Raw genomic sequence first — 25,822 nt, 5'->3', positions numbered from 1 at the left:
CCCCCGACGCGCTGACACGGTCAAGCACGCTGGTCCCCCACAGGTCCCCGAAAACGATCGAGGGGCCGTTTCAGATTCCTCTGAAACGGCCCCTCGACCTGCGACTCCGCAAAGTCGGGACGACAGGATTTGAACCTGCGACCCCTTGACCCCCAGTCAAGTGCGCTACCAAGCTGCGCCACGTCCCGATGCCCGTCTGACCTGGGGTTTCCCCCGGCCCGGCGTGCATGAGAACAATACCGCACTCCCGGCGGTGATCACGAACCGCTTTCCGTATCGCTCACCAGTTCGAAACAACCAGACCGGCCGCGCGCGCACCACCCCCACGCGCCCCCACACACCCCGCGGGCGACCCCGTCACGCGATGTACGCCGCCATGCGCCCCCACGCGCCCGGAACCGCGCACGCCCCCTCCTCGCCGCACCGCAGCCACCCGTGCGCAACGAAGCGCACATCCCGCTCATCCACGGTAGGGAATCGGTCGGCACCCGTGCCGAATCGATCCGCCTTCCCGTACACCTGGGGCCACAGTGAACCAGTGAGGTCGGAATCCACCCCTCCGGGCGAGAGGCCCGCGAAAGCTTTGCCCTTGGCATGTGGCAGAAAGAAGCACAGGGGGAATGGACCCCGGATAGGACCGGACAGGCCAGCACCACGGGAACCACAGTCCCCGTGAAACGTCAACCGACCGTGTTCTGGACAAAGTTGAGCAGTGCGCTGAAGGGTCGGAGACGATCAACACCATGAGGTGGTCGGCCTGTTCGGGACGGGACCACTACCGATGCACCACCTGTTCGAAAACCGCACGAGCAGGCGTTTCGCAGAGGAGGGCTCGCATGGACGGGTATTTCGCCAGTCGGCTCCATCACCAACTACGGGAGGAAGTCAGGCACTTCGCGGAGAACCAGGTCCGGCCACTGATACCCGCCATGGAGGCGGCCCGGTCGGTGCACCACGAGCTGTCCCGGCTCATCGCCCGGCAGGGCTGGCTGGGGGCGACGATCGGCAGGGACTACGGCGGGATGGGGATCGGTCACCTCGGGAAGACGATCATCATCGAGGAGCTGTCGCGGGTCAGCGGCGCCATGGGGGCCATGGTCCAGGCCTCGCAACTGGGCGCCGCCAAGATCGTGCACTTCGGCAGTGACGAGCAGAAGAAGACGTGGCTGCCGGCGATCGCGGCGGGTGACTGCCTGCCGACGATCGCGGTCACCGAGCCCGAGTCCGGCGGCCATGTCCTGGGCATGAACGCCACCGCCGTCCGGGACGGCGACGACTACCTCCTCAACGGCCGGAAGGTGTTCGTCGGCAACAGCCATGTCGGGGACCTGCACGGTGTCGTCGTCCGCACCGGCCCCGGCTCCAAGGGGCTCACGGCCCTTCTCGTCGAGCCGTGGCGGCCCGGCTTCCGCGTCGGCGACCAGAAGCCGACGATGGGCCTGCACGGCTTCAGCTTCGGCGAGCTGATCTTCGACAACTGCCGCGTCCCGGCGGCGAACCGGCTCGGCGACGAGGGGGACGGGCTCGCCGTCGCCTACTCCTCCAGCGTGCTGTACGGGCGGGCCAACCTGACCGCCGTCTCCCTCGGCATCCACCAGGCGATCCTCGAGGAGACGATCCGCTTCTGCGAGGAGCGCCACCGCTACGGCGCGCCCCTGCACGAGCTGCCGTCCGTCAAGCTCAAGCTGGGCCGGATCCAGTCACGGCTGATGACGGCGCGACTGACCGCCTACCACGCGGTGCACCTGCTCGACCAGGGAATGCCCTGCGACGCGGAGCTGATGAACGCCAAGCTCCTCAACGTCGAGTCGGCGCTGGACTCCGCGCGCGACGCCATGGAGATCCACGCCGCGGCCGGGCTCTTCACCGACCGCCCCATCGAGCGCTACCTGCGCGACGCGCACCACATCTTCGCCCCCGCCGGCACCTCCGACGTCCAGCTGCTGCGCCTCGCCGAGGTCGCGCTGGGCGCGTCGAAAGGCCAGTGGTCGGAGCGGCTCGCCGATGTCGTACGCATGGAACCGGCCCTGTAGTGCCCGCCGCGCGGCGCGCGCGGAACGGGCGCGCACGGAACGCATGATGTCCCCGAGGGGCTCGGGAGGCGCCCCTCGGGGACATCATGACCGGCGCACGACGGGGTGGGGGGAGCTCACAGCCCCCCGTCCTCGCGGCGGTGGATCTGCTCCACCAGCTCCGCCGCGAGCGACTTGATCGTCTCCAGGCCCGCCCGCCCCCACGGCCGGGGTTCGGTGTCGACCACGCAGATCGTGCCGAGGGCCGTGCCCGTACGGTCGATGAGGGGCGCGCCGAGGTAGGAGCGGATGCCGATCTCGTCGACGACCGGGTTGCCCGCGAACCGCGGATAGTCGCAGACGTCCTCCAGGACCAGCGCCTTGCGGCGCACGACCACGTGCGGGCAGTAGCCGTGGTCGCGCGCCATGAAGCGGCTGACGCCCCCCGTGGCCGCGGCCGTGGCGGCGGCCGTGGACTTGAGGTCCTGGCGCGCGTGGGTGCCGTCCGGGGTGTGCAGGCCGGCGAAGAACTGCCGGTTCTCGTCGATGAAGTTGACCATCGAGTACGGCGCGCCGGTCACCTGCGCCAGCCTGGCGGCGAACGCGTCGAGGGCGGGGTCGGGCTGCTCCCCGAGGCCGAGTTCGCGCAGCCGCCGCACGCGCAGGGGTGCCTCGCGGTCGACGGGGGTGAGCAGGAGGTGACGGGTGGGGTCGTAGGTCATGACGGTGCTCCGTAGCTCGGCGCCGGGGCCGGGGCGGGGTTGGTCGCCAGCAGGTGCTGGACGAGGGTGACCAGGGTCTGGATTCCGGAGCTCGCGATCCGGGCGTCGCACAGCACGACCGGTACCTCCGGCTTGAGGTCGATGGCGGCGCGGACCTCTTCGGGCGCGTACTGGAAGGAGCCGTCGAACTCGTTGACGGCCACGACGAAGCGGATGCCGCGCCGTTCGAAGAAGTCGACGGCCGAGAAGGAGGCCTGGAGCCGGCGGGTGTCGGCGAGCACCACCGCCCCGAGCGCGCCCTCGGAGAGCTCGTCCCACATGAACCAGAACCGCTCCTGGCCCGGTGTGCCGAAGAGGTACAGCACGTGCCGCCGGTCGAGGGTGAGGCGGCCGAAGTCCATGGCGACCGTGGTGGTGGTCTTGGACTCCACTCCGGCGAGGTCGTCGGTGCCGATGCTCACCTGGGTGAGCAGCTCCTCCGTGCTCAGCGGTTCGATCTCGCTGACCGCACCCACGAAGGTGGTCTTGCCGACCCCGAAGCCCCCCGCGATCAGGATCTTCACGGCGGTGGGGAAGACGTCGTCGTCGAAACCGTCTCGAGCCTCAGAGCCGTCGTCGTAGGCCATGGAGCACTGCCTCCAGCAAGGAACGGTCGGTGGGGTTGTCGTGGACGCGGGGCGCCCGTGCGGTCAGCGCCCCGCAGTCGACGAGGTCGGAGAGCAGCACCTTGGTGACCACCGCGGGCAGCCGCAGGTGCGCCGCGACCTCGGCCACCGAGGTCGGGCCGTGGCACAGCCCGAGGGCCTGGGTGTGCTCCGGCCCGAGCGGGGCCTGCGGCACCGCCCCGGTGGCCATCACGAGGGAGAGCAGGTCCAGCGCGGCCGTCGGCCGGGTGCGGCCGCCGCTCACCGTGTACGGGCGGATGAGCCGGCCGGCCGCGTCGTCGAGCCAGGGCCCGTCCTGCCACTGCCCTTGGCGTTGCCGTGATCGGGAGGACGGCACGGCTCAGCGTCCCGTGGCGCCCGGGACCGCCGCCGCTTGTCTGGCCGGGGTGACGAGGTAGGGCCGTACGCTCTTGACCAGCATCGCCATCTCGTACCCGAGGACGGCGGCGTCGGTCTCGCGCCCGGCCAGGACGGCCAGGCAGGTGCCGGATCCGGCGGTGGAGACGAACAGCAGGGTGTTGTCGAGTTCGACGACGACCTGCCGGACCTCACCGTTGTCGCCGAAGCGGGTACCGGCGCTGCGGCCCAGCGAGTACAGGCCGGAGGCGAGGGCCGCCATGTGGTCGGCGCTGTCGGCGTCGAGGCCGTGCACCGATTTCACCAGGCCGTCGGAGGAGAGGAGGACCGCGCTGCGGGTATGGGGGACCCGCTGGATCAGACCGGTGAGCAGCCAGTCGAGATCCGTGGAATGGCCGGTCGGCACATCACTCGCCATGGTGCATCTACTCCTTGTGAGCTTCGTCGTGTCGCTGCGGTGCGGGGTGTCGGTCGAAAGCGGTGTCGAGAGCGATGTCGGGGGCGGGGGCGGGGGCCGGGTCGCTGTCGGAGTCGGCGTGAGCGAGCTCCGCCAGTCCGATGCCGCGCCGGAAGGCGGCCATCAGGCCCGGGTCGTGCAGGGCTTCGTCGTCGTGGCGGCGCACCACGGGCGCGTCGCGCAGCTGCGGCACCAGGTGCTCCTGCGCGCGCCGCTTGGGGAGGCGGGGCCGGTCGCCGTGTTCCTCCTGTACGGGGAGGGGCGCGGGGTCCGGTACGTACGGAGCCGGCTGCTGCGGCGGCAGGGCAGGTGGGGCGGGCGGGGCAGGGCGCGGTTGTACGGGCTCGGGGCGCGCGGTGTCCGGTGGCGCGAGCGGTGCCGGTACGTCGCCGGCCGCCGGGGTTTCCGTCCCCTGGGTCACCGGGGTCCCCGGGGTGGACGCGCCCTGGGGGGCCGAGGCGGATTCGGCGCCGAGGAGTCCCTGCGGCAGGACGATGGCGGCCTGGACGCCGCCGTAGATGTTGGTCTGGAGGCGGACGGCGATGCCGTGCCGGCGGGCGAGCGCCGCGACGACGTACAGGCCGATCCGCCCGTCCTGGAGGAGATGGGCGACGTTGACCTGGTCGGGGTCGTTGAGCAGGGCGTTCATCTTGTGCTGCTCGTCGGCCGACATGCCGAGCCCGCGGTCCTCGACCTCGACGGCGAGCCCGGCCGTGACGTACTGGGCGCGCAGCAGCACGGTGGTGTGCGGCGCGGAGAACAGCGTGGCGTTCTCGACCAGTTCGGCGAGGAGGTGGATGACGTCGGCGACGGCGTGCCCGCGCAGGGTGCCTTCGATCGGCGGCACCAGCTTGACCCTCGGGTACTGCTCGACCTCCGCGATGGAGGAGCGCAGCACCTCGGTCATGGTGACCGGGTTGGACCACTGGCGGCGTGAGATGGCGCCGCCGAGGACGGCGAGGTTCTCGGCGTGCCGCCGGACGCGGGTGGCCAGGTGGTCGACGTGGAAGAGACCCTTGAGCAGCTCGGGGTCCTCGACCTGGTTCTCCAGCTCGTCGAGCAGCTGGATCTCGCGGTGGACGAGGGACTGGAGCCGGCGGGCGAGGTTGACGAAGACCTCGACCTTCTGTTCGTTGCCGACGGCGCTGGAGAGCTGGGACGCCTGGACGACGGCGGTGACCGCGGCCTCGTGGGAGCGGGTCAGCTCGGCCGCGAGCACGTCGAACTCGTCGGCGCCGGGTCCGGGCAGCGGCGTGCCCGGCCTTGGGGGCGGCCGCTCTCCGCGGCGCAGTTGGGCGACCAGCGCCTGGAGTTCGCTCGGGCCGCGCGCGGCGGTGCGGCGCAGCGCGGCGCACCGGTCCAGTACGGAGGTGGCCACGCGGTCGGCGCTCAGGGCCGCCCCGGCGATGGCCGCGACGGCGAGCGCCGCGCAGGCGGTCAGCGCGGCCCACAGGGTGGGCGACGGGCCGGCGCCGGTGGAGCGGAGGGTGAGGAACACGGCGGCGACGCCGCCGAGGGCGACGACGACCGAGGGCACGACGGCGGCGCCCAGGAGTCGGGAGCGTATGCGGGCTTCCGGAGACGGGCCGGATGGGTTCGGCCTCCCGCGGTGCGGCAGGGGACGGGCGCCGGACCGGCCGTGCCGCCCGCCTTCACGGCGGTCCGGCCGCGCGGCGGGTGCGCGAAGTTGAGACATCAGCGTCCTTGGTACGTGGGGCCCCGGGAATCGGCGTGCGAATCGGCGTGGAGTACGGACGTGCGTGTGTGGAGTGCTGCGGGTGTTCGACCGTGGTGCTTCGGCGAACGCCTCAGGCGTCCGATGAGCCCACCGTTGATCACCGGCCACACACGGTAGTCGGCATACATTCACGTCTGATGGGCAGTTGACAAACTTGCCCGCCAAGCGTCCCGCTCTGGTATGAGGCCTCGTACTCCAGCCCGAAATCGCGGAGTTGACGCCGGCCGCGGGGCCCGGCGGCCCCGCGGCTCGTGCGGACTGCCCTTCAGGAGGCAGGGGTCGGGAAGGCGAACCGCACGTCGGTCAGCCGTTCCGACACCTCCCACAGGCGGCGTCCCGTCTCCGCGTCGGCCGCCGCCGGGGACAGCGCCACCCGTGTGGGAGCGCCGCGCAACTCGCCCCGGCCGTCCGGGCCGAAGAGCTCACCGCCGCTCGCCCCCGGATCGGTCGCCGCGTACAGCTGGGGCAGCGCGCCCTGGGCCGGGGGCTGGGCGAGCGGGACGAGGAGGCGGCCGAACAGCACCTTCACCAGGCCGACGGGCGCGCTGGTCTGGAGGTTGGTGGCGGTGTAGCCGGGGTGGGCGAGCACGCTGCGCACGGGGCTGCCCGCGGCGGTGAGGCGGCGGTGGAGCTCCCGCCCGAAGACGGCGTTGGCGAACTTCGCCTGGTTGTAGAAGCCCATGGGCGAGTACGCGCGCTCGCCGGTGAGGTCGTCGAAGTGGAGCCCGCCCTTGCGGTGGTTGAGCGAGGTGACCGTGACCACACGGGGGTCGCGCCCGCCGCTCAGCAGGTCGAGCAGCAGGCCGGTGAGGGCGAAGTGGCCGAGGTGGTGGACGGCGAACTGGAGCTCGTGGCCCTGCCGGCTCAGCGATCGCGGGGGCGCCATCACTCCGGCGTTGTTCACGAGTACGTCCAGCCGAGGATGGTCGGCGCGCAGCCGGTCGGCGAAGGCCCGTACCGAGTCCAGGTCTGCCAGGTCGAGGGGGCGCACCTCCAGACGGGCGGCGGGCAGTTCGGCGGTGATCTCGGCGGCCGCCCGGCGCCCCTTCGCCTCGTCGCGCACCGCGAGGATCACGTGCCCGCCCCGGCGGGCGAGTGCCCGGGTGGTGGCGAGCCCGAGGCCGCTGTTGGCCCCGGTGACGACGAACACGCGGTCGGTCTGGTCGGGTATCCGGTCGGCGGCCCAGCGCTTCTTCTGCTCTGTCATGCGGCACACGCTGCCCGTGATGGCACCGAGTGTCAAGACGCTACCAAGTGACACAGACGGCATGGCGCTACGATTGTCGGGTGAGTTCCCGCCCAGAAGTGACCATGGCCGAGCGCAAGCGTCAGCTTGTCGCCAACGAGTTGACCGAAGCGGCGCTGCAGTCGCTGGCGCTGAAGGGGTTCGACGCGGTCACCATCGACGAGATCGCGACCGCCGCCGGGGTGTCCAAGCGCACCTTCTTCCGGTACTTCGCGTCCAAGGAGGACGTGGTCGTCCAATTCCTGGCCGACATGGGCGCCGGCATACGGTCGGAGCTGGCCGGTCGCCCGGACGGGGAGCAGCCGTCGGTGGCGCTGAAGCACGCGGTGTGGGTGTCCATGGCCGCCTGCGGCGACCACTCCGACCACGCGGCCAGGGCGCTGCGCGTGGTCCAGCTGATCCTGCGCACGCCCGCTCTGCTCGCGCGCTTCCTGGAACGCCAGGCGCAGTGGCGCGACGACCTGGCGACGGAGGTGGCGCACCGCCTGGGGCTCGACCCCGAGACCGACCTGTACCCGCGGCTGGCCGCGGGGATGGCCCTGACCGCCTACGACGCCGTACTGCGGCGGTGGAGCGACAGCGACGGCGCCGAGGACCCGGCCGCGCTGATGGACCGGGCCTTCGCCGTCATCGCCCCGGCGCTGGACGCGCCGGGGGCCGGGTCACGTCGCGCCAGGACGTGACCGGATGCCCGCCGTCGTACGACTCCGGCCGCTGGGCCACGGCGACCGCTTGGAGTGGGGGACCAAGACGGCCCGAAGCACTCCGGTCGCCGTGGCGCGCTCGTGGCCCTGCGCCAAGCCCCTCCCATCGTCGATGCGCCGGTGACGTCACCGGCATCAAGGCAGGGCGAAGATTGCCGGCCGACGGCAATGCGAACAGGCGTGCCCCCCTGTCAACATGACCTTCCCGGAGCCAGTTGCGTCGACTGCATGCCGGAGCCCGGAAGACGGCGTCCCGCCACAGAACTCTCCGCCCGGGCGGCCGCCGCGCTCGGTCCCGAAGGTGATGAACGAGGGGAGCATCAGTGAGTAAGAGGAAGGCGCGCAAGATGCTGCGGCGGATGGAGGGCGGGGAGCCCGTAGAGGTCACCAGTGCCACGGCCTCCATAAGGCAGTTGGCTCGCCTCGCCTACATCGCCGAGCAGTACGGGTACGAGTACGCCGACGCGTGGCAGGGCGGCGGACCACAGGGAAAGGGGTTCGTGATGCGCATCGTGCCCGACCCCGACCCCCAGGCCCGCGCGCGGGCCGCACGGAACCGGGCACGGTACCCGAACGCCGGCGAGGGGGGCGCGTTGCCGCCCCTCATGCCGGACGCGGTCGAGCTTCTCAGAGCCCGCATCACGTACGACCTCGCCGCCAGGTACAGCGAGAAGCAGCTGAGGGTGATCGCGAGCGTCGGCTTCACCGCTGCTTCCGTGGGCCTGTGCTTCGAGCTCGGCGCGGACGCCACCGCGGTTCTCATCGCCGGCATCGCCTGGGTCGCACTCATGGGGCTCGTGCACGTCCTCGTCGTCGGCAACCGGCGCTACAGGGCCAAGTACGCCGCCCGGTTGCGGGCATGCGGGTTCACGCCGGTGACCGACCAGAGCGGGCGGGTGCGGTATGCGCCGCCGGGCAGGCAGCCGCCCGGGCACGGCGATCCTTTCACCAGCCCGGCGTAGACACCTCGGCCCGAGCCGGCGGGCAAAGGCCATATGCGCGCCGCTTCCCAGGGCGGCAGGCGGTCGGCGACCGACCCGGCCGTCGGGGGCGTGTGGGCACATGGGTGCCGTCGTCCTCCGCGGAAGCCGGGGGCGGCGCCGAGGGGTGTCTATCGCCGATCGGACTTCCTCGATGCGGATGAGGGCCTCGGTGGTGTCGCGTGCACGGCATCGAGCACGAGGGCCAGCATCCGTCGGGCCGGTCCGGCGTCTTCGTCGCGGGCCGTGGACAGTGCGATCCCGGTGACGAGTTGGACCAGGTCACCGGCGGTCAGGTCGGCACGAGCGGTTCCGTGGTGCTGCGCCCGGGCGAGCAGACCGGCTGCCGCGTCCAGGATCAGCCGATGGCAGTCCAGGTCCGCCGCGCCGGACTCGTTGACCATCAGCGCGCTGCCCGTGCCGTGGTTGGCACGGGCATGGACCAGGAACGCACCCAGCCATTGGGCCAGGGCGTCGTCGGCGGAATCCGCGGTGCGCAGTTTCTCCGCTTGCTCGCACAGGGCCTGGATCCGGTCCGTGAGGACCGCGGTCAGCAGGGCCTGCCGATTCGGGAAGTGGCGGTACAGGGTCCCCGGGCCCACGCCGGCCCTGCGGGCGATCTCGTTGAGGGACGCTTCGGGGCCGGCTTCGGTGAACACGTCGTGCGCGGCGGCCACCAGGCGTTCCCGGTTGAGGAGCGCGTCCGTGCGCTTCGACGTGCGAGCGGCGTGGCCGCGTTCGGCCGTCATCCGTCCTGCCCTTCCGGTGCCTTTGGGGATAGCCAAGCGGAGAAGTTCTCCGTATCGTAGCGGACCTCAACCGGAGAGCCTCTCCGGAACGCCTCACCGAGGAGTATCCATGACGGACGGCCCATCGGAAGCGCTTGGCCGGGTTGGCATCTGGACCTTCGCCTTTGACGAGCAGCCCGCCGGACGCGTGCGGGAATCGGCCGCGGAAATCGAGGAGTTGGGCTACGGAGCCCTGTGGTACGGAGAGGCCTTCGGCCGCGACACGGTGGGCCAGGCATGGCTGCTGCTGTCGGCGACCCGTCACATCACCGTCGCATCCGGCATCGCCAACATCGCCTTCCGGGAACCGAACACCACCGCTGCCGCGGCGCGCACGCTCGGCGAGGCGTTCCCCGGACGGTACGCACTCGGCCTGGGCGGACACCGCGTCGACAACACCATGCACACGGTGGATGGTTACCCCGTGCCGACCCGCAGCAGGGCGGTGGCCACGATGCGCACCTACCTGGAAGCCATGGACGCGTCACCCGCCCACAGCCCGGCGCCGGAGCCGGCCCCGCGCCGCCTCCTGGCCGCCCTGGGCCCGAAGATGCTGAAGCTGGCCGCCGAACGCACCTGGGGCGCGCACACGTATTTCGTGCCCGTCGAGCACACCGCACAGGCGCGCCGGATCATGGGGCCGGATGCGTTTCTCGGCGTCGAGCAGGCCGTCGTGCTCGACCACGATCTCGACCGGGCCCGGGAGGTGGCCACCGCGCATGTCGCCGGATACCTGGCGGCGGCGCCGCACCAGGAGGCGAACGTACGCCGGCTCGGCTTCGGAGACGAGGACATCGTCGGCGGCCCGAGTCGCAGGCTGGTGGACGCGATCGTCGCCTACGGAGACACGGAGGCGATCCGCCGGCGCGTTCAGCAGCATTTCCAAGCGGGTGCCAGCCACGTCTGCCTGCAGGTCCTGACCGCCGCTCCGGCCACGCTGCCCCGACGAGAATGGCGCGAACTCGCCCCCGCTCTCGTGCCCCGCCGTACAGGGTGACGAGGCTCAGCGCTCACCGGCGAGGTCGAGATGGCCCCTGGTCGTCTCGGCCGCACCCTCCACCCCGCCCGAACGGCGCCACGGGCGCGCGATCGGATCGGACACCGCCCGCCACCACGGCTCCTCGGGCACCTTCCCCGGGGGCTCGAACGGCTCGCCGGGGCGGGGAAACGCCACCGCCTGGCCGGCCTCCTCGGCCGCGTCCTTGGTCCACTCCCCCGGCTCGGCCCACGGGTGCGGCGCCAGGTTGAAGGTGCCCCAGTGGATGGGGAGCAGCACGCCCGCCGCGTCACCGCCCTGGAGGTCCAGGTGGGCCCGTACGCCCTCGGCGGGGGTCATGTGGATGTCCGGCCAGAACTCGCTGTACGCGCCTATCTGGATCATGGTGGCGTCGAACGGGCCGTGTTCGGCGCCGATTTCCCGGAAGCCCGGGAAGTAGCCGGTGTCGCCGCTGTGGTAGACGCGGTGGTCCGGTCCGGCGACCACCCAGGACGCCCAGAGGGTGTGCTGCTGGTTGCGCAGGCCGCGCCCGCAGAAGTGGCGGGCCGGGGTGGCGGTCAGCCGTACGCCGCCGACCTCGGTGGACTCGTGCCAGTCGAGCTCGCGCAGGCGGGACGTCGGGACGCCCCAGTGCTCCAGGTGGGCGCCGACGCCGAGCGGGACCGCGAAGAGGGTGTCCGTGGTGGCGAGGGCGCGGATGGTCGGCAGGTCCAGGTGGTCGTAGTGGTCGTGGGAGATGACGACCACGTCCACCGGGCCGAGCGCGGCCAGGGGCAGCGGTACCGGGTGCAGCCGCCGGGGCCCGGCGAAGGGGAACGGCGAGCACCGCTCGCCCCACACCGGGTCGAAGAGGACGCGGACTCCGTCGATGTCCGCGAGCACGCTGGAGTGCCCGAGCCACGTCAGGCGCAGCCCGGACGCCGGGGGCCGGGCGAGGTCGGCGACGGTGGTGGGGTGCACGGGAATGGCCGCCGCCGGCGAGCGGTGCCTGCGCCCCTCCTTCTCGAAGTACGTCTTCGCGAACTCGATCGCCGAGCCGGAGGGTCTGTGCCGGGCGCCCACGGGGTTCTGGAACACTCCGTCCGCGAAGTGCGGCGAGCGGCGGATGCGCTCCATCCGCTCCCCCGCCGGGTCCGCGCCGAAGGCGGCGGGCCGCAGCGCGCGCAGCCGGGACCACGACGGTCGCATGGGCGTGGTGTCGGAGCCGGTCACAGGACCTCCAGAGCTAGGTCCCTCCATTATGGGCAGGGGGTCCGACAGCCCGGGGTGCGCCCCGGGCCCGGCTACAGCGGCAGCAGGTCCGGGCGCTTGGCCGAGACGTGGTCGCCGGAGCTTTCGCCGCGCAGGCGGCGGCCGATCCAGGGCACCAGGTACTCCCGCGCCCACTGGATGTCGTCGCGGCGCACCTCGAGCGGGCCGCGCGGCGGCAGGGGCGGCCACGGCTGGTCCGGGTCGGCGGGGACCTCCACGCCCAAGACCTGGCCGGCGCGGAGGGCGACGCGGGTGTGGCCCTCGGCGGACAGATGGAGCCGGTCCGCGTCCCAAGCCCGCCTGTCCTGGACGGTCTTGAGGGACCAGAGGTCCAGCACGGGGCAGCCGTAGCGGTCGGCGACGGCGCGCACATGGCCGTTGTACGTGGCGATCTTGCCGCGCAGGTGGCGCAGCACCGGCACGCCGCGGGTGTCGAAGCCGGTCGTCACCAGCACGGTGCCGACCACCGAGGTCAGGTCGGCGACGGCCCGCTCGAAGCGTTCGGCGACGTCGTCGGGGTCGCTGCCGGGCCGGATGATGTCGTTGCCGCCCGCGCAGAAGGTCACCAGGTCGGGGGCGAGCTCCTTCGCCCGCGGGAGCTGCTCCTCGACGATCTGGTCGAGGAGCCGTCCGCGTACGGCGAGGTTCGCGTACCGGAAGTCGTCCGGCTCGGGCAGCCGGTCGGCGAGGAGCACCGCCAGGCGGTCGGCCCAGCCGACGAACGTGCCGTCGGGTCCGGGGTCTCCGACGCCCTCGGTGAAGCTGTCACCGATCGCCACGTACGACCCGAATACGTCACTGTCTCTGAAGGTCGAATCGTCTGCCACGGGAGCACATCCTGCCTCCTTCCCTGTGACCTACGCGACCGTAAGGAGGGGTTGACGTAGCGTGAGATATGCCACCGGTCAAGATTCGTCCAAGCCGGAATACGCCGCTGCCCGGCACCGTGGAGCACGGTGCCGGACAGAGGGGGTGGCCGACGGTGCGTCGACGGTGCGTCAGATCGAGACGCCGTGCTGGCGCAGGTACGCCAGCGGGTCGATGTCCGAGCCGTAGCTGGGGCTGGTGCGGATCTCGAAGTGCAGGTGCGGGCCGGTGGAGTTGCCGGTGGACCCGGAGAGGCCGATCTGCTGGCCGCCGCTCACGCTCTGGCCGGAGGAGACGGAGAGCTGGGAGAGGTGGGCGTACTGCGAGTACGTGCCGTCGGTGTGCTTGATGACGACCTCGTTGCCGTACGAGCCGCTCCAGCCGGCCGAGACCACGGTGCCGGGGCCGACGGCCTTGACGCTGGTGCCGGAGGAGGCCGCGAAGTCGACACCGGTGTGGTAGCCGGAGGACCACATGGAGCCGGAGGCGCGGTACGGGGTGGTGATCGAGGAGTCGACCGGGGCCGTGAAGCCGGAGCCGGTGCTCTTCGGGGCGGACTGCGCCGGGGCTGCCTTGACCGCCGGGGCCTCGGCCTTGGCGGCGGAGCGGGAGGCGCGGGCCTCGCCGCGGTCCTCGTCCGCCTTCGGCTTGGCCTTGGCCTTGGCCGGGGCGGCCTTGGCGCCGAGGGTGAGCTCCATGCCCGGGAGGATCAGCGACGGGTCCTCACCGATGACCTCGCGGTTGTCCTTGTACAGCTTCTGCCAGCCGCCCTTGACGTTCTTGTTGTGGGCGATCTTGGCGAGGTAGTCGCCGGCGACCACGGTGTACGTACGGGGCGCGGGCTTGGCGGCGGTCTGCGCGGCGGCGACCACCTGCTGCGGAGCGGTCGCCGGCGCGGCGCTCTGCTCCGCGGCGTGGGCACCGGTGGCGCCGAGCAGCGGAAGGGCGAGGGCCGCGCCACCGGTACCGGCGGCGACGAAACCACGCGTGAGCGTGCTGGACTTGGGACGGCGGTGCTTACCCTTGGCGGGCATGGCGAATTCCTCTCCGGCGCCTGCGAGGTGAGCTGTCGGGTTCGGGCTGGAGATGCCCGGCCGCGTGGTGACGCGACTTAACCCCGAGCCGGTCCCGGAATTCCGGGATCGGCGGACTTACCTTGGGTCCCCCGCTCCTGCCACACGTGGGTGGGTGCTGAATTCCGGGCCGGCGGCAGGATTCGGCGGTCCGGCCGGATTGCGGTGACCGTAGGACAGTCGGGTCGGCGCGAACAAGCCGCCGCTTTCCCGTGTGCATTCCTTTGCACCGCACCGCTGCGGATTACCGGTCACCCTCCGTGGATTACGGATCATGAATTCCCGGTGAGTGCAGGGGAATTGCGGAAGGGGCCCGGCCACGGACGGTCACTTTTATGACGCTGCTCACGCGCCGATGCCCATCTCCCGTTCTATCGGGGCACGTTATGCCGAACACCCCAATACGGACAGAAGCGCCATACGCCTACGAGCCGCCGCAGCCGTCGAGAGGGCGGACAGGAGGACGGACCGAGCACCCGTGCGGATGATTGCCCCGGGAACCCAATGTCGTATCGTCGGATCGCGACATCGTCGGCGGCCGGCGCCGACGTCAGACGCGGAGGAGTCCCCGTGACGCAGCAGGTGCCGCAGGCCCCGTCGAGCGAGCCCGAACTGTCCGGTGTGCGCAATTTCCGGGACGTGGGCGGGCTGCCGACGGTGGACGGGCTGCGCATCCGGCACGGGCGGCTCTACCGCAGCGGCCACCTCGCGCACGCCACCGGGGAGGACGCGGCGTTCCTCGGCTCCCTCGGGCTGCACACGATCTTCGACTTCCGCAACGCCGCCGACCAGAAGCTCGAAGGCCCCGACATCGAGCTCCCCGGCGTGCGGAACGTGAACATCCCGCTCACCGACCCGGCCGACGGCGCCGAGTTCTGGCGGATGGTCCGCGACGGCGACCTCGACCAGCTGCGCCAGATCCTCGCGGACGGCCAGGCGGCGGCACGGATGTCGGCGTCGTACCGCACGATCATCAAGGAGCGCACGGCGGAGCACAGCCGGGTGGTGCACGCCCTCGCCGAGGACAGCGTCCCGGCGCTCATGCACTGCGCGGCGGGCAAGGACCGGGCAGGGCTGTCGATCGCGGTGACGCTCCTGGCGGTCGGCGTCGAGCGGGAGGCCATCGAGGCGGACTACCTCAAGTCCAACGACCCGCACCGCCGCTACAAGGTGCACCGCAGCGACAGCTCCCCGGCCGGTATGTCGCCCGAGGTGATGGAGCTGCTCAGCCCGCTCTTCGACGCGCGCCTGGAGTACCTGGCGGCGGCCTTCGCGACCATCGAGGAGACCTGGGGCACGACCGACCGGTACCTCTCGGAGGGTCTGAAGCTGGCGCCCGAGACGCGGGAGCAGCTGCGCGAGCGGCTCCTCGACGCGGGCTGAGCCCCGGGGCCCGAGCCGGGCTCGTCAGCCGGCGCCCAGCGCGAAGAGCAGGTACAGGAACGCCGCGAAGAGGTGGCCGGCCACCAGGTAGGCGAAGAGCCGGACGACGAGCCCGCGCGGGAACTTCACTTCGTAGGACATGGGGTCCTCCCTCTCGGGGACGTCAGCGGTGGGTGCCGGGGCCGCCGAGGCACAGGTCGGCCGCGGCGCTCTGCAGGAGCGTGTGGACGAAGAGCAGCTCGGCCCCGCGGCGCCCGGCCGCGGCGATGCGGTGCGGGGTCAGCGAGTCGAAATGCGCGCTGTCGCCGGGGTCCAGGACATGGACCACGTCACCGAGCACGAGCCGCACCCGGCCGGTGAGGACGTAGAGCCACTCCTCGCCCGGGTGGACGCGTACGAGATCGCTCTGGCCCGCGGCGTACGGCACCTCCACCCGCAGCGCCTGCAGGGCGCGCCCCGCGCCACCGGCCTGGTGGTACGTCCAGCCGTCCGCCTCCACGGGCTCGGCGCGCCCGGCGCGGACGATCGGCTCGCGCTCCGGTGGGACCTCGCCGAGCAGCTCGGACACCGTCGTACCGTAGACACGGGCCAGGCCCAGGAGCATGGGCAGGGACGGCTGGCGCCGTCCGGTCTCGAGGCGGGAGAGGTGCGCGGGTGACAGGCCGGCGCGCCGGGCCGCGGACTCGAGCGTGAGGCCGCGGCGGCGGCGCAGCTCGCGCAGCCGGGGCGCGACGTCCGGCAGCGCTTCCGGTTCCGGTGGGCCGGCAGGGGTGGTCATGCCCCCATTGCGCCAGGAATGGGCCTGGGAGGCAATTTTCTTGCCTCTGAGGCAAAAAGATCAGCGGTTGGCGACCGCCTGCTTCATCAGCGTCTTGCCGAAGTCCCACATCAGGCCGCCGCCCGCGTGGGCCTCGTCCATGACGGCCGTGAAGGCGGCCATGAACCGGTCCACCTCGCGCTCGCCGATGATCAGCGGCGGAATCAGCTTGATCACTTCCAGGCGGTCCCCGGAGACCTGCGTGAGGATCCGGTGGCGCTGGAGCAGCGGGACGACGACCATCTGGGCGAACAGTCCCTTGCGGGCCGCCTGGAGCATCGTCCAGCGGCTGCGCAGGCCCAGCGAGGACGGGCGGCCGAACTCCAGCCCGATCATCAGGCCCCGGCCGCGTACGTCGTGCAGCAGCTCGTAACGGTCCACGAGCGCCGCGAGGCGGGTCTTCAGCAGCTCGCCGGTGAGCCGTGCGTTGGCCACGACCTCCTCGTTCTCCAGTACGGAGAGGACGGCGAGGCCGGCCGCCATGGCCTGGGCGTTCGATCCGAAGCTGGCCGAGTGGACGACCACCCGGTCCATCGACGAGAACACCTTCTTGAAGATCCAGTCCTTGCCGAGGGTGGCGCCCACCGGCACGTAGCCGCCGGACAGCGACTTGGCCACGCACAGCAGGTCCGGCTCGACGCCGTCCTCGTGCTGGTACGCGTAGAAGTCGCCGGTCCGGCCGAGGCCGGTCTGCACCTCGTCGGCGATGAGCAGCGCCTTGTGCCGGTGCAGGAGCTCCTGGGCGGCGCGCAGGAAGCCGGGCGGCGCCTCGTGCACGCCCTTGCCCTGGACGGGCTCGACGATGAGGGCGGCCACGTCGCCCCGCTTCAGCTCCCGCTCCAGGGCGTCCAGGTCGCCGAGCGCGATCGGGGTGTCGGGGAGCAGCGGTGCGAAGCCGTCCCGGAAGCAGTCCTCGCCGTTGACGGAGAGGGAGCCGGTGGTCAGGCCGTGGAAGGCGTGCGCGCAGTAGACGACGCGGGGTCTGCCGGTCGCGCAGCGGGCGAATTTGAGGGCGGTCTCCACCGCCTCCGTACCGCTGTTGGAGAAGAACGCGCGGTCCAGGTGCGGCGAGTACGACAGCAGCTTCTCGGCCAGCAGCCCGGGCAGCGGGGCGCAGTCGAAGCGGGTGAGGTCGGGCAGCTCGGCGTCGAGGACGTCGTGCAGGGCCTTGCGGACGACGGGGTGGTGACGGCCGAGGCCCATCACGCCGAATCCGGCGAGCATGTCGAGGTAGTCGTTGCCGTCGGCGTCCCAGAAGTACGCGCCTTCGGCCCGCTCGTAGACCTTGTCGAAGCCGATGGTGTGCAGCATGCGGGGCAGCTGGTGGTTGAGGTGCCGGGCGTGCAGGTCGTAGCGCTCGGCGCCGCGGTCGGCGAGCAGCTGCGCCAGGTCGAATTTCTTGCTCATGCTTCGTTCTCCTTGCGTCCCAGCGCGGCGCTGATCCGTCCGGCGATCTCGACGGGGGTGAGCCCGATGTCGGCCAGCACCTCGCCGCGCTTGGCGTGCGGCAGGAACTGGGCCGGGACGCCGAAGGTGCGCAGGGGTACGTCGGTCCCCGCGTCGCGCAGCGCCTGCCCGACCGCGCTCCCGACGCCTCCGGCGCGGCTGCCGTCCTCGACGACGGCGACGAGGCGGTGCGCGGCGGCCAGCGGTGCGAGCTGCTCGTCGACCGGCTTGACCCAGCGCGGGTCGACGACAGTGCAGGGCAGGCCGCGCTCGGCCAGCAGCCCGGCGACGCGGAGGCAGACGGGCGCCATGACGCCGACGGCCACCAGCAGCACGTCCGCGTCATCGTGGCCGGGCCGGTGCAGGACATCCATGGAGCCGACGCGCCCGACGGCGGGCAGTGGCGGGCCCGCCGCCTCCTTCGGGAAGCGCACCACGGTCGGCGCGTCCCGCACGTCGACCGCCTCGCGCAGCTGCGCCCGCAGCTGGTCTGCGTCGCGCGGGGCGGCGATCCTGAGGCCCGGCACGGCCTGGAGGACCGACAGGTCCCACACGCCGTTGTGCGAGGCGCCGTCGGTGCCGGTGACGCCCGCCCGGTCCAGGACGAAGGTGACGCCGCACCGGTGCAGGGCGACGTCCATCAGGACCTGGTCGAAGGCCCGGTTGAGGAAGGTCGCGTACACGGCGACCACCGGGTGGAGCCCGGCCGTGGCGAGCCCGGCGGCGCAGACGGCGGCGTGCTGCTCGGCGATGCCCACGTCCCACACCCGGTCGGGGAACCGCTCGGCGAACGGCGCCAGCCCCACCGGCTTGAGCATCGCCGCCGTGATCGCCACGACGTCGGGCCGCTCGGCCCCGATCGCCGCCATCTCCTCGCCGAAGGCCGACGTCCAGGACGGGCCGCCGGCCGGGGCGAGCGGCTCGGCGGTCAGCGGGTCCATCGCGCCCACCGCGTGGAAGCGGTCGGCCTCGTCCTCCAGCGCGAGCGGGTAGCCGCGTCCCTTCTCGGTCAGGCAGTGCACCAGGACGGGCCCGTGGAAGCGCTTGGCGCGGCGCAGCGCCGACTCGACGGCCTCGATGTCGTGGCCGTCGATCGGGCCGACGTACTTCAGGCCGAGGTCCTCGAACAGGCCCTGCGGGGCGATGAAGTCCTTGAAGCCCTTCTTGGCGCCGTGCAGCGACCCGTACAGCGGCTGCCCGATGACGGGCGCGCTGCGCAGGACGTCCTTGCCCCAGGCGAGGAAGCGTTCGTAGCCGTCGGTGGTGCGCAGGATGGCGAGGTGGGTGGAGAGACCGCCGATCGTCGGGGCGTAGGAGCGCTCGTTGTCGTTGACGACGATGATGAGGGGGCGGTCCTTGGCGGCGGCGATGTTGTTGAGCGCTTCCCAGGCCATGCCGCCGGTGAGCGCGCCGTCACCGATGACGGCGACGACGTGGTCGTCCCTCCCCCGCAGCTCGTTGGCCTTGGCGAGGCCGTCGGCCCAGCCGAGGACGGTGGAGGCGTGGCTGTTCTCGATAACGTCGTGCTCGGACTCGGCGCGGGACGGGTAGCCGGACAGGCCGCCCTTGCCGCGCAGCTTGGAGAAGTCCTGGCGGCCGGTGAGGAGCTTGTGGACGTAGGACTGGTGGCCGGTGTCCCACAGGACGCGGTCCGCGGGCGAGTCGAAGACCCGGTGGAGGGCGATGGTGAGCTCCACGACGCCCAGGTTGGGCCCGAGGTGCCCGCCGGTCCTGGCCACCGCCTGGATGAGGAACTGCCTGATCTCCTCGGCGAGTTCGCCGAGCCGTGTACGGTCCAGTGCCTTGAGGTCGCGCGGCCCCCGGATGTTCTCCAGCAACGTCACGCTTCGGACCCCCTCTCTGATCGGTTCAGCCGGCGGTGGCGGCGGAGTCTCCCGAGGGGCTCACCCCCGTCCTCCGGAGACCGTTTCCCGGGCCGCGCGCAGGGATTCCTTCAGCGAGCCCATGGTGGCGAGGACGGCGGTCGGCTCGTAGCCGCAGTGCGCCATGCAGTTGGCGCAGCGCGGGTCCTTGCCGCGACCGTACGAGTTCCAGTCGGTCTCCTCGATGAGCTGGCGGTACGTCGGGACGTAGCCGTCGGCCATCAGGTAGCAGGGCCGCTGCCAGCCGAAGAGCGAGTAGTTCGGGATCGCCCAGGCCGTGCAGGGGAAGTCGGCCTTGCCTTCCAGGAAGTCCAGGAAGAGCGGCGAGTGGTTCAGCCGCCAGCGCCGCCGGTTGCCGCCGGCGAAGGCCTTCCGGAACAGCTCGCGGGTCTGCTCGACGCCGAGGAAGTGCTCCTGGTCGGGCGCCTTCTCGTAGGCGTACGCGGGCGAGATCATCATCTCGTCGACGCCGAGGTCGTCGTTGAGGAAGTTCAGCACCTCGATGACGGTCTGGGGGGTGTCGGTGTTGAAGAAGGTGGAATTGGTGGTGACCCGGAAACCGCGCCGTTTGGCTTCCTTGATGGCCGCCACCGCCTCGTCGAACACACCCTCCTTGGCCACGGATTCGTCGTGGCGTTCGCGCAGTCCGTCGATGTGCACGGCGAAGGCGAAATACGGCGAGGGCCGGAAGTCCTCGATCTTCTTGCGCAGCAGCAGGGCATTGGTGCAGAGGAACACGTATTTCCGGCGGGCCACCAATTGTCGGACGATCTCGTGGATCTGCGGGTGCATCAGCGGCTCGCCGCCCGCGATGGAGACCATCGGCGCTCCCGACTCCAGGACGGCCCCGACCGCCTGGGCGACCGGCATGCGCTGCTTCAGGACCCCGGCCGGGTGCTGGATCTTCCCGCAGCCCTCGCACTTCAGGTTGCACGCGTAGAGCGGCTCGAGCTCGACGATGAGGGGGAACTTGTCGCGCTTGCGGAGCTTCTGCTGGAAAAGATAGGTCCCGACCCGGATGGTTTGGCGAAGCGGCATGGCCATCTGGCTCACCTCCTGGGGAGCAGCAAAGAACGGTGCCATTCATAGAAAGCGGGCAATACAGCACGAAGAACGCGGAATGCAGATATTCCCCCGCGCACCGTGCCGATCCGGACGAGTTCGTGCTCAGGAGCATCCACGACCACTCGGACGGCCGCAACCGGGCGCGGCCCGGCGCTCAGGGCGGCCCCGAGGGTGGCGGCGGACTCCATGTCCACCGCGATGGCGCCGGTGGCGCGCAGCTCGGACCGCTCCTGGCCGCGTACGACGTGGTCCGAGCCCGTCAGCGGGCCGGTGTGGACCGTGCGGCGCCCGGGCACCGCGCCGGTCAGCGCCTTGACCAGCAGCTCCGTGCCGGTGCAGCCGGCCCGGCCGCCCGGCCCCCAAGTCTCGTCGGCCACGACCAGGTCCCCCGGATGCATCCCCGGGGCCAGGCCCGCGCAGAACCCGGAGGCCACGACCGCGGCGCCCCGCAGCGGCTCCCCGGCGAGCGCCCGGGCCACCGCCCGCTCGGCACTCGCCGGCCCCATGCCCGTACGCAGCACGGTCACCGGGCCGGGCGCGGCTCCGTGGCGCCGCCGGCCGCGCAGCGCGAGGCGCTCGATGCCCAGCGCGCAGGCGATCAGCAGCGGCGGCGCGACGAGGTCCGCGTCGGCATCGGAACCGGGCGGCTCCGGTGCGGCTGCCATCAGCCCTCCTTGCCGGAGCGGCCGAAGGAGGGCTCGCCGTGGACGTACCGGCCGAGCGCGGTGAGCGGGAAGACCTGCCGGTACAGGTGGTAGTTGATGGAGAAGTCCCACGGGAAGCCGGTGCCGGTGAAGTGCGGCTCGTCCCAGGAGCCGTCCTCGCGCTGGGTCGCGGCCAGCCAGCGGATGCCGCGCTCCACCGCCGGGGAGTCCCGCTCCCCCGCGGCGAGGAGCGCCATCAGCGCCCAGGCGGTCTGCGAGGCGGTGGAGGCGCCGTGGCCGATCCACTCCTCCTCCCGGTAGGAGCGCAGGTCCTCGCCCCAGCCGCCGTCGTCGTTCTGGACGGACTCCAGCCAGGAGACGGCGCGGCGGATCGCGGGGTGCGAGCCGGGCAGGCCCGCCGCGGTCAGTGCGGGCACCACGGACCCGGTGCCGTACACGTAGTTGACGCCCCAGCGTCCGAACCAGGCGCCGCTCGCCTCCTGTTCGGCGAGCAGCCACTCGACGCCCCGGCGCGTACGGGGGTGCTGGGCCTTGCCCTCGTGCGCGAGCATCTCTACCACGTGCGCGGTGACGTCGGCGGACGGCGGGTCGATGACCTCGCCGAAGTCGCAGAACGGCAGCCGGTTCGGGAAGGGGCTGGTGTTGTCGGCGTCGAAGGCGGCCCAGGCCCCGTCGGCGCACTGCATGCCGAGCGTCCAGCGGGCGCCGCGCTCGACGGCCGCGTCGAGCCGCTCCGGGTCGGGGTGCTTGACCCGGCGCAGCGCGAGGATCACCTCGGCGGTGTCGTCGATGTCGGGGTAGGTGTCGTTGTGGAACTCGAACGCCCAGCCGCCCGGTGTGAGCCCGGGCCTGCGGACCGCCCAGTCCCCGGGCCGTACGATCTGCTCGCCGAGCATCCAGTCGGCCGCCTTGACCAGCGCCGGGTGGTCCGGGCGCAGGCCCGCGTCGGCGAGGGCGATGGTGGCCAGGCAGGTGTCCCAGACGGGTGACTGGCACGCCTCGATCATGCGGGCGCCGTCCTCGCGCCAGACGGCGAACCGGTCGAGGGACTCCAGCCCCGCGCGCATCACCGGGTGGCCCAGGTCGTAGCCGAGCAGGCGTAGCGCGATGAGCGAGTAGACGGCCGGCGGCTGGATGCCGCCCCAGCAGCCGTCGTTCTCCTGCCGCTCGACGATCCAGCGGGCGGCGGTGTCCATCGCGGCCTTGCGCAGCCGGCGCGGCGCGATCCGGTGGTACGCGTGCAGGGCCTTGTCCAGCCGCTGGAAGAAGCCCTCCCAGCTCGCGGCGGGGGCGAGCGGCCTCGGCGGGTTGGGGCGGCGGGGGTCGGTGTGGAGCTCGTCCAGCGCGAAGGGCGCGGGGCGGACGGGGCGCTTGGCGGAGACGATGGTGAGGGGCACGATCGTCTGGCGGGCCCACTGGCCGAAGTCGTAGATGTTGAGCGGGAACCACGGCGGCAGGTAGATCAGCTCGGGCGGCAGTTCGGGCAGGTCCTCCCAGCGCCACCAGCCGAAGAGCGCCAGCCAGATGCGGGTGAAGACGCGGCTCGCGGCGATGCCGCCCTGCTTGCGGATCCAGGCCGCGGCGCGGGCCATGTGCGGGGCGTCGGGCGGGTCGCCCGCGAGCCGGAGCGCGACGTACGCCTCGACGGTGGCGGAGAGTTCGCCGGGCCCGCCCCAGAAGGTGGCCCAGGTGCCGTCCTCGCGCTGCTCGCCGCGGATGTACCGGGCGGCGGCGCGGGTGACGGCTTCGTCCTGGATCCCGAGGAACTGCCGGAGCAGGAGGTCCTCGGCGTCCATGGTGACGTTGGTCTCGAGGTCGCCCTTCCACCAGCCCTCGGCGTCCTGCTGCGCGAGGAGGTGGGCGATGGACCGTTCGGCGGCCCGGGCGGCGGCTTCGCGTACGGCGCCCGCCGCGGGGGTGGTGGTCGTGGGGGTCGGAGGAGTGGTGGTCGTGGTGGCCGAGGCTGCCCGGGGGCCGAGGGCCCCGGTGCTTCCGTCGGTCGTCGCTGTCATGGCTTCCCCTTCGTGCAGTGGATGTGCTGCGGCTGCGGGTGGGCCGTCGGCCGGTGCACGCGGGGGCACCGGCCGGCGACTAGCGATTCATATGGTGCGGATGGCGGTGGGGGCGGTGGGGTGGGCTTGGGTGGCGGTTACGGTCCCGATGGCGGTCATCGCTTTCGTACGACGACGAAGTCCGCGAGCGCGGTGAGCTGGGTGCGGACCCGTTCCGGCATGTCGACCCGGTGCAGGGCCTCGATGGCGACGGCGTGCTGCCGGCGGGCCTCCTGGGAGGTCCACTCGCGGCCGCCCGCCTCCTCGATGAGGGCCGCCCGCATGGCGAACTCCTCCTCGGAGAAGCTGTCGAGGTCGGGGTTCTTGGCGTCGGCCGCGAGGAGCTCCCCGAGCCGCTCGGAGGCCGGGCCGCCGGCGGCGAGGGCGGCGACGACCGGCAGGGACTTCTTGCGCTGGCGCAGGTCGCTCCAGGTCTGCTTGCCGGTGGACTCCGGGTCGCCCCAGATGCCGAGCAGGTCGTCGATGGCCTGGAAGGCGAGGCCGAGGTGGTAGCCGTACGCCTCCAGGGTGTCGGCGGTGCGGTCGTCGGCGCCGCCGAGGACGGCGCCGACGGAGCAGGCGCAGGCGAGGAGGGCGCCGGTCTTGTTGCCCTCCATCTCCAGGCACTCCTCGACGCTGACCCGCTCGCGGTGCTCGTAGGAGATGTCCTGGGCCTGGCCGTCGATGAGCTTGCGGGTGGCCGTGGTCAGCCGGCGCGTGGCGCGGCCGGCCTCGACGGTGCCGAGTTCCAGCAGCAGCTCGTTGGCCAGGGCGAAGAGCGCGTCGCCGACGAGGATGGCCTGGGCGGGGCCGTGGACCTTCCAGACGGTGTCGCGGTGGCGGCGCTGCTCGTCGCCATCCATGAGGTCGTCGTGGAGCAGCGAGAAGTTGTGCACCAGCTCCACGGCGACCGCGCCGGGGACGCCGATCTCGGGGTCCGCGCCGGCCGCCTCCGCGGAGAGCAGGGCGAGCGCGGGGCGCACGGCCTTGCCGCTGTCGCCGTCGGCGGGGCGGCCCTGGGCGTCGATCCAGCCGAAGTGGTACGCGGCGACGGTGTCCATGGGCGGCGCGAGCCGCTTCACGGCCGCGCGCAGGACCGGGGTGGACATGGTCCGCCCGCGTTCCAGCAGAGCGGTCACGTCCACGGTGTCGACGGCCGGATTCACCGGGGGCACAGTCGGCACGGTCTCTCCTCTTGTTCCAGTACTCAGGCTCATGCCGCCTCCTCGAGCGGATGTACATGGGGACGGCCGAGTGCCGAGAGGGCGGCGCCCGCGGCGCTGAGGCCGCTGCGTACCGCACCTTCCATGGTGGCGGGCCAGCCGGTGGCGGTCCACGCGCCGGCCAGGTACAGGCCGGGTGCGCGGGTGCGGGCGGGGGGACGCAGCCGTCCGACGCCGGGGGTGGGGGCGAACGTCGCCGCCCGCTCCCGGGTGACGAAGAAGTCGCGCACCTTCGCGCCGCGCGCGGCGGGCAGCAGCCGCTCCAGTTCGGGCAGGTAGCGCTCGCGCAGGACGGCGACGGGCTCGTCGATCTCGTCGCCCGCGGCGGACTGGGACAGCGCCAGGTACTGGCCGTCGGTGTACCCGGAGGCCTCGGTGCGGTCGAAGACCCACTGGACCGGGGAGCCGAGGGCGGTGAAGAAGGGCCGGCGCAGCACCTTGCGGTCGTACAGGACGTGGACGTTGAGGATGGGCGCGGTGCCGATGTCCAGGAGGGCGCCGGGGTCGTCGAGCGCGCCGTCCGGCAGGAGGCCGTGGGCCTCGTGCTGCGGTACGGCGAGGACGACGGCGTCCGCCTCCAGGGTCTCGCCTGGCACCCGGACGTGCCAGCCGCCGCCCGCGGCACGGGAGAGGGAGGTGGCCTTGGTGCGCAGCTCGGTGCGGACGCCGGCGGAGTCGAGGGCCTTGCGGGCGAGGGTGTCGTGCAGCTCGCCGAGGGGGACGCGGGCCCAGCCGATGTCGGCGGCGCCGGGCTCGGACAGCAGTCCGGTCTTGAAGACCATCGCGGCCAGGCCCATGGAGGCGTGCGGCGCGGTGGCGTTGAGGGTGGCGACGCCGACGAGGTCCCAGAGCGCCTCGACCGTGCGCGGCGACTGGCCGTGGCGGGCGAGCCAGGTGGCGAAGTCGATGCCGTCGAGGGCGGGGTCGGCCGGGTCGAGCTTCTTCAGGGCGAGCGCGGCGCGCCCGACGCTCGCGCGCTCGGCGAGCGAGAGGTGCGGGTAGGCCGCCAGGCTCGCGGCGAGGTGGAGCGGTACGGGCAGGGCGGTGCGGCGCAGTCGGCCGAGGCGGGGGCCGCGCGGGTGGGCCACGTCGAGGACGGGTACGTCGAGCCGCCGCTGCAGCGGGGCGAGGTGGGCGCCGTCGACGCGGTCGAGGAACCAGCGGTAGGCGGTGCAGCAGCGCAGGTAGACGTGCTGGCCGTTGTCGACGGTGAGGTCGCCGCGTTTGAAGGAGAAGGCGAGGCCGCCGAGCCGGGGGCGCCCTTCGAGGAGCGTGACGCGGGTGCCCGCCTCGGCGAGCCGCAGCGCGGCGGTGACCCCGGCGAGTCCGCCACCGATCACCACGGCGTGCCGCTCCCGTGCCGGGTCGCCGCCGACGGGCGCGGCGTGGCCGCGTCCCGGGGACAGCTCGTCCTCGCTCATGCGCCCTCCTC

Annotated in this window: 24 protein-coding genes, 1 tRNA gene and 1 riboswitch; of the genes, 5 read left to right on the top strand and 20 right to left on the bottom strand. The window is 72.3% G+C overall.

From position 1 onward, the window contains the following. Positions 1-114 precede the first annotated feature (114 nt). Positions 115-188 (bottom strand) — tRNA-Pro (locus ACIRNI_RS16690). 648 nt (positions 189-836) lie between these two features. Here ACIRNI_RS16690 and ACIRNI_RS16685 point away from each other — a divergent pair. Then, positions 837-2,033, top strand: a complete 1,197-nt coding sequence (locus tag ACIRNI_RS16685; protein ID WP_403552129.1) for an acyl-CoA dehydrogenase family protein — start codon at positions 837-839, stop codon at positions 2,031-2,033. A gap of 116 nt (positions 2,034-2,149) precedes the next feature. Here ACIRNI_RS16685 and ACIRNI_RS16680 read toward each other — a convergent pair whose 3' ends face one another. The 6 genes from ACIRNI_RS16680 to ACIRNI_RS16655 form a co-directional block, all read right to left on the bottom strand. Then, on the bottom strand, positions 2,150-2,734 hold the full coding sequence (locus ACIRNI_RS16680) for a GAF domain-containing protein (RefSeq protein ID WP_355355015.1): 585 nt from the start codon (positions 2,732-2,734) through the stop codon (positions 2,150-2,152). Then, on the bottom strand, positions 2,731-3,360 hold the full coding sequence (locus ACIRNI_RS16675) for a GTP-binding protein (RefSeq protein WP_403552128.1): 630 nt from the start codon (positions 3,358-3,360) through the stop codon (positions 2,731-2,733). Before ACIRNI_RS16675 ends, ACIRNI_RS16680 begins: the two co-directional genes overlap by 4 nt. Then, positions 3,338-3,736 carry a DUF742 domain-containing protein gene (locus ACIRNI_RS16670; RefSeq protein WP_355355021.1) on the bottom strand — a complete coding sequence of 133 codons (399 nt, stop codon included), beginning with the start codon at positions 3,734-3,736 and terminating at the stop codon, positions 3,338-3,340. Before ACIRNI_RS16670 ends, ACIRNI_RS16675 begins: the two co-directional genes overlap by 23 nt. Before the next feature lie 3 nt (positions 3,737-3,739). Next, entirely contained in the window at positions 3,740-4,174 is a 435-nt protein-coding gene (locus ACIRNI_RS16665) for a roadblock/LC7 domain-containing protein (protein ID WP_403552127.1), read from the bottom strand. A gap of 7 nt (positions 4,175-4,181) precedes the next feature. Then, on the bottom strand, positions 4,182-5,909 hold the full coding sequence (locus ACIRNI_RS16660) for a sensor histidine kinase (RefSeq protein WP_403552126.1): 1,728 nt from the start codon (positions 5,907-5,909) through the stop codon (positions 4,182-4,184). Between the two features lie 307 nt (positions 5,910-6,216). After that, positions 6,217-7,158 carry an oxidoreductase gene (locus ACIRNI_RS16655; RefSeq protein WP_403552125.1) on the bottom strand — a complete coding sequence of 314 codons (942 nt, stop codon included), beginning with the start codon at positions 7,156-7,158 and terminating at the stop codon, positions 6,217-6,219. Between the two features lie 104 nt (positions 7,159-7,262). Here ACIRNI_RS16655 and ACIRNI_RS16650 point away from each other — a divergent pair, with 104 nt between their 5' ends. Beyond that, positions 7,263-7,880, top strand: a complete 618-nt coding sequence (locus ACIRNI_RS16650) for a TetR family transcriptional regulator (RefSeq protein WP_403552216.1) — start codon at positions 7,263-7,265, stop codon at positions 7,878-7,880. A 344-nt stretch (positions 7,881-8,224) separates the two neighbouring features. Then, positions 8,225-8,863, top strand: coding sequence for a hypothetical protein (locus tag ACIRNI_RS16645; RefSeq protein ID WP_403552124.1), 639 nt, complete (start codon positions 8,225-8,227; stop codon positions 8,861-8,863). Positions 8,864-9,012: 149 nt separating this feature from the next. On the opposite strand, the gene ACIRNI_RS16640 is transcribed toward ACIRNI_RS16645, so the two are convergent. Continuing rightward, a complete protein-coding gene (locus ACIRNI_RS16640; RefSeq protein ID WP_403552123.1) occupies positions 9,013-9,630 on the bottom strand; it encodes a TetR/AcrR family transcriptional regulator in 618 nt (205 codons plus the stop codon). Positions 9,631-9,739: 109 nt separating this feature from the next. On the opposite strand from ACIRNI_RS16640, the gene ACIRNI_RS16635 reads away from it, so the two are divergent. Further along, positions 9,740-10,666: a TIGR03620 family F420-dependent LLM class oxidoreductase gene (locus ACIRNI_RS16635; protein WP_403552122.1), complete on the top strand. Its 927-nt coding sequence runs from the start codon at positions 9,740-9,742 to the stop codon at positions 10,664-10,666. Positions 10,667-10,672: 6 nt separating this feature from the next. Here ACIRNI_RS16635 and ACIRNI_RS16630 read toward each other — a convergent pair whose 3' ends face one another. The 3 genes from ACIRNI_RS16630 to ACIRNI_RS16620 form a co-directional block, all read right to left on the bottom strand. After that, positions 10,673-11,854: an MBL fold metallo-hydrolase gene (locus tag ACIRNI_RS16630; protein ID WP_403552215.1), complete on the bottom strand. Its 1,182-nt coding sequence runs from the start codon at positions 11,852-11,854 to the stop codon at positions 10,673-10,675. Between the two features lie 95 nt (positions 11,855-11,949). Beyond that, positions 11,950-12,744 carry an SGNH/GDSL hydrolase family protein gene (locus ACIRNI_RS16625; protein WP_355355048.1) on the bottom strand — a complete coding sequence of 265 codons (795 nt, stop codon included), beginning with the start codon at positions 12,742-12,744 and terminating at the stop codon, positions 11,950-11,952. 171 nt (positions 12,745-12,915) lie between these two features. Beyond that, positions 12,916-13,818 (bottom strand): peptidoglycan DD-metalloendopeptidase family protein, encoded by a 903-nt coding sequence (locus ACIRNI_RS16620; protein WP_403552121.1) that lies wholly within the window; start codon positions 13,816-13,818, stop codon positions 12,916-12,918. 4 nt (positions 13,819-13,822) lie between these two features. After that, a riboswitch (cyclic di-AMP (ydaO/yuaA leader) is annotated at positions 13,823-13,981 on the bottom strand. Between the two features lie 446 nt (positions 13,982-14,427). Between ACIRNI_RS16620 and ACIRNI_RS16615 the strand changes: the two genes are divergently transcribed. Continuing rightward, positions 14,428-15,240: a tyrosine-protein phosphatase gene (locus tag ACIRNI_RS16615; RefSeq protein WP_403552120.1), complete on the top strand. Its 813-nt coding sequence runs from the start codon at positions 14,428-14,430 to the stop codon at positions 15,238-15,240. Positions 15,241-15,264: 24 nt separating this feature from the next. Here the strand turns inward: ACIRNI_RS16615 and ACIRNI_RS16610 are convergent, their stop codons facing one another. From ACIRNI_RS16610 to hpnE, 9 genes are all read right to left on the bottom strand, one after another. Beyond that, positions 15,265-15,381 (bottom strand): DUF6126 family protein, encoded by a 117-nt coding sequence (locus ACIRNI_RS16610; protein ID WP_355355057.1) that lies wholly within the window; start codon positions 15,379-15,381, stop codon positions 15,265-15,267. Positions 15,382-15,403: 22 nt separating this feature from the next. Continuing rightward, positions 15,404-16,018: a helix-turn-helix domain-containing protein gene (locus ACIRNI_RS16605; protein ID WP_403552119.1), complete on the bottom strand. Its 615-nt coding sequence runs from the start codon at positions 16,016-16,018 to the stop codon at positions 15,404-15,406. 60 nt (positions 16,019-16,078) lie between these two features. Then, positions 16,079-17,464: an aspartate aminotransferase family protein gene (locus ACIRNI_RS16600; RefSeq protein ID WP_403552118.1), complete on the bottom strand. Its 1,386-nt coding sequence runs from the start codon at positions 17,462-17,464 to the stop codon at positions 16,079-16,081. Beyond that, a complete protein-coding gene (gene dxs / locus ACIRNI_RS16595) occupies positions 17,461-19,347 on the bottom strand; it encodes a 1-deoxy-D-xylulose-5-phosphate synthase (protein WP_403552117.1) in 1,887 nt (628 codons plus the stop codon). Before dxs ends, ACIRNI_RS16600 begins: the two co-directional genes overlap by 4 nt. Positions 19,348-19,407: 60 nt before the next feature. After that, positions 19,408-20,430 (bottom strand): adenosyl-hopene transferase HpnH, encoded by a 1,023-nt coding sequence (gene hpnH / locus ACIRNI_RS16590; protein WP_403552116.1) that lies wholly within the window; start codon positions 20,428-20,430, stop codon positions 19,408-19,410. A 5-nt stretch (positions 20,431-20,435) separates the two neighbouring features. After that, the gene (locus ACIRNI_RS16585) at positions 20,436-21,116 is read right to left on the bottom strand and encodes a 1-hydroxy-2-methyl-2-butenyl 4-diphosphate reductase (RefSeq protein ID WP_403552115.1); all 681 of its coding nucleotides are present in this window, start codon (positions 21,114-21,116) and stop codon (positions 20,436-20,438) included. Further along, positions 21,116-23,128: a squalene--hopene cyclase gene (gene shc, locus ACIRNI_RS16580; RefSeq protein WP_403552114.1), complete on the bottom strand. Its 2,013-nt coding sequence runs from the start codon at positions 23,126-23,128 to the stop codon at positions 21,116-21,118. Before shc ends, ACIRNI_RS16585 begins: the two co-directional genes overlap by 1 nt. Positions 23,129-23,283: 155 nt before the next feature. Then, entirely contained in the window at positions 23,284-24,384 is a 1,101-nt protein-coding gene (locus ACIRNI_RS16575; RefSeq protein WP_355355078.1) for a polyprenyl synthetase family protein, read from the bottom strand. Then, positions 24,381-25,811 (bottom strand): hydroxysqualene dehydroxylase HpnE, encoded by a 1,431-nt coding sequence (gene hpnE / locus ACIRNI_RS16570; protein WP_403552113.1) that lies wholly within the window; start codon positions 25,809-25,811, stop codon positions 24,381-24,383. The genes ACIRNI_RS16575 and hpnE overlap by 4 nt, the downstream gene beginning before the upstream one ends. Positions 25,812-25,822: the final 11 nt, after the last annotated feature.

It is taken from the genome of Streptomyces sp. NPDC093546 (genome assembly GCF_044765045.1).
GTDB lineage: Bacteria > Actinomycetota > Actinomycetes > Streptomycetales > Streptomycetaceae > Streptomyces.
Note: the sequence above shows the minus strand (reverse complement) of the source record. Positions and strands in the feature narration are given on the sequence as shown.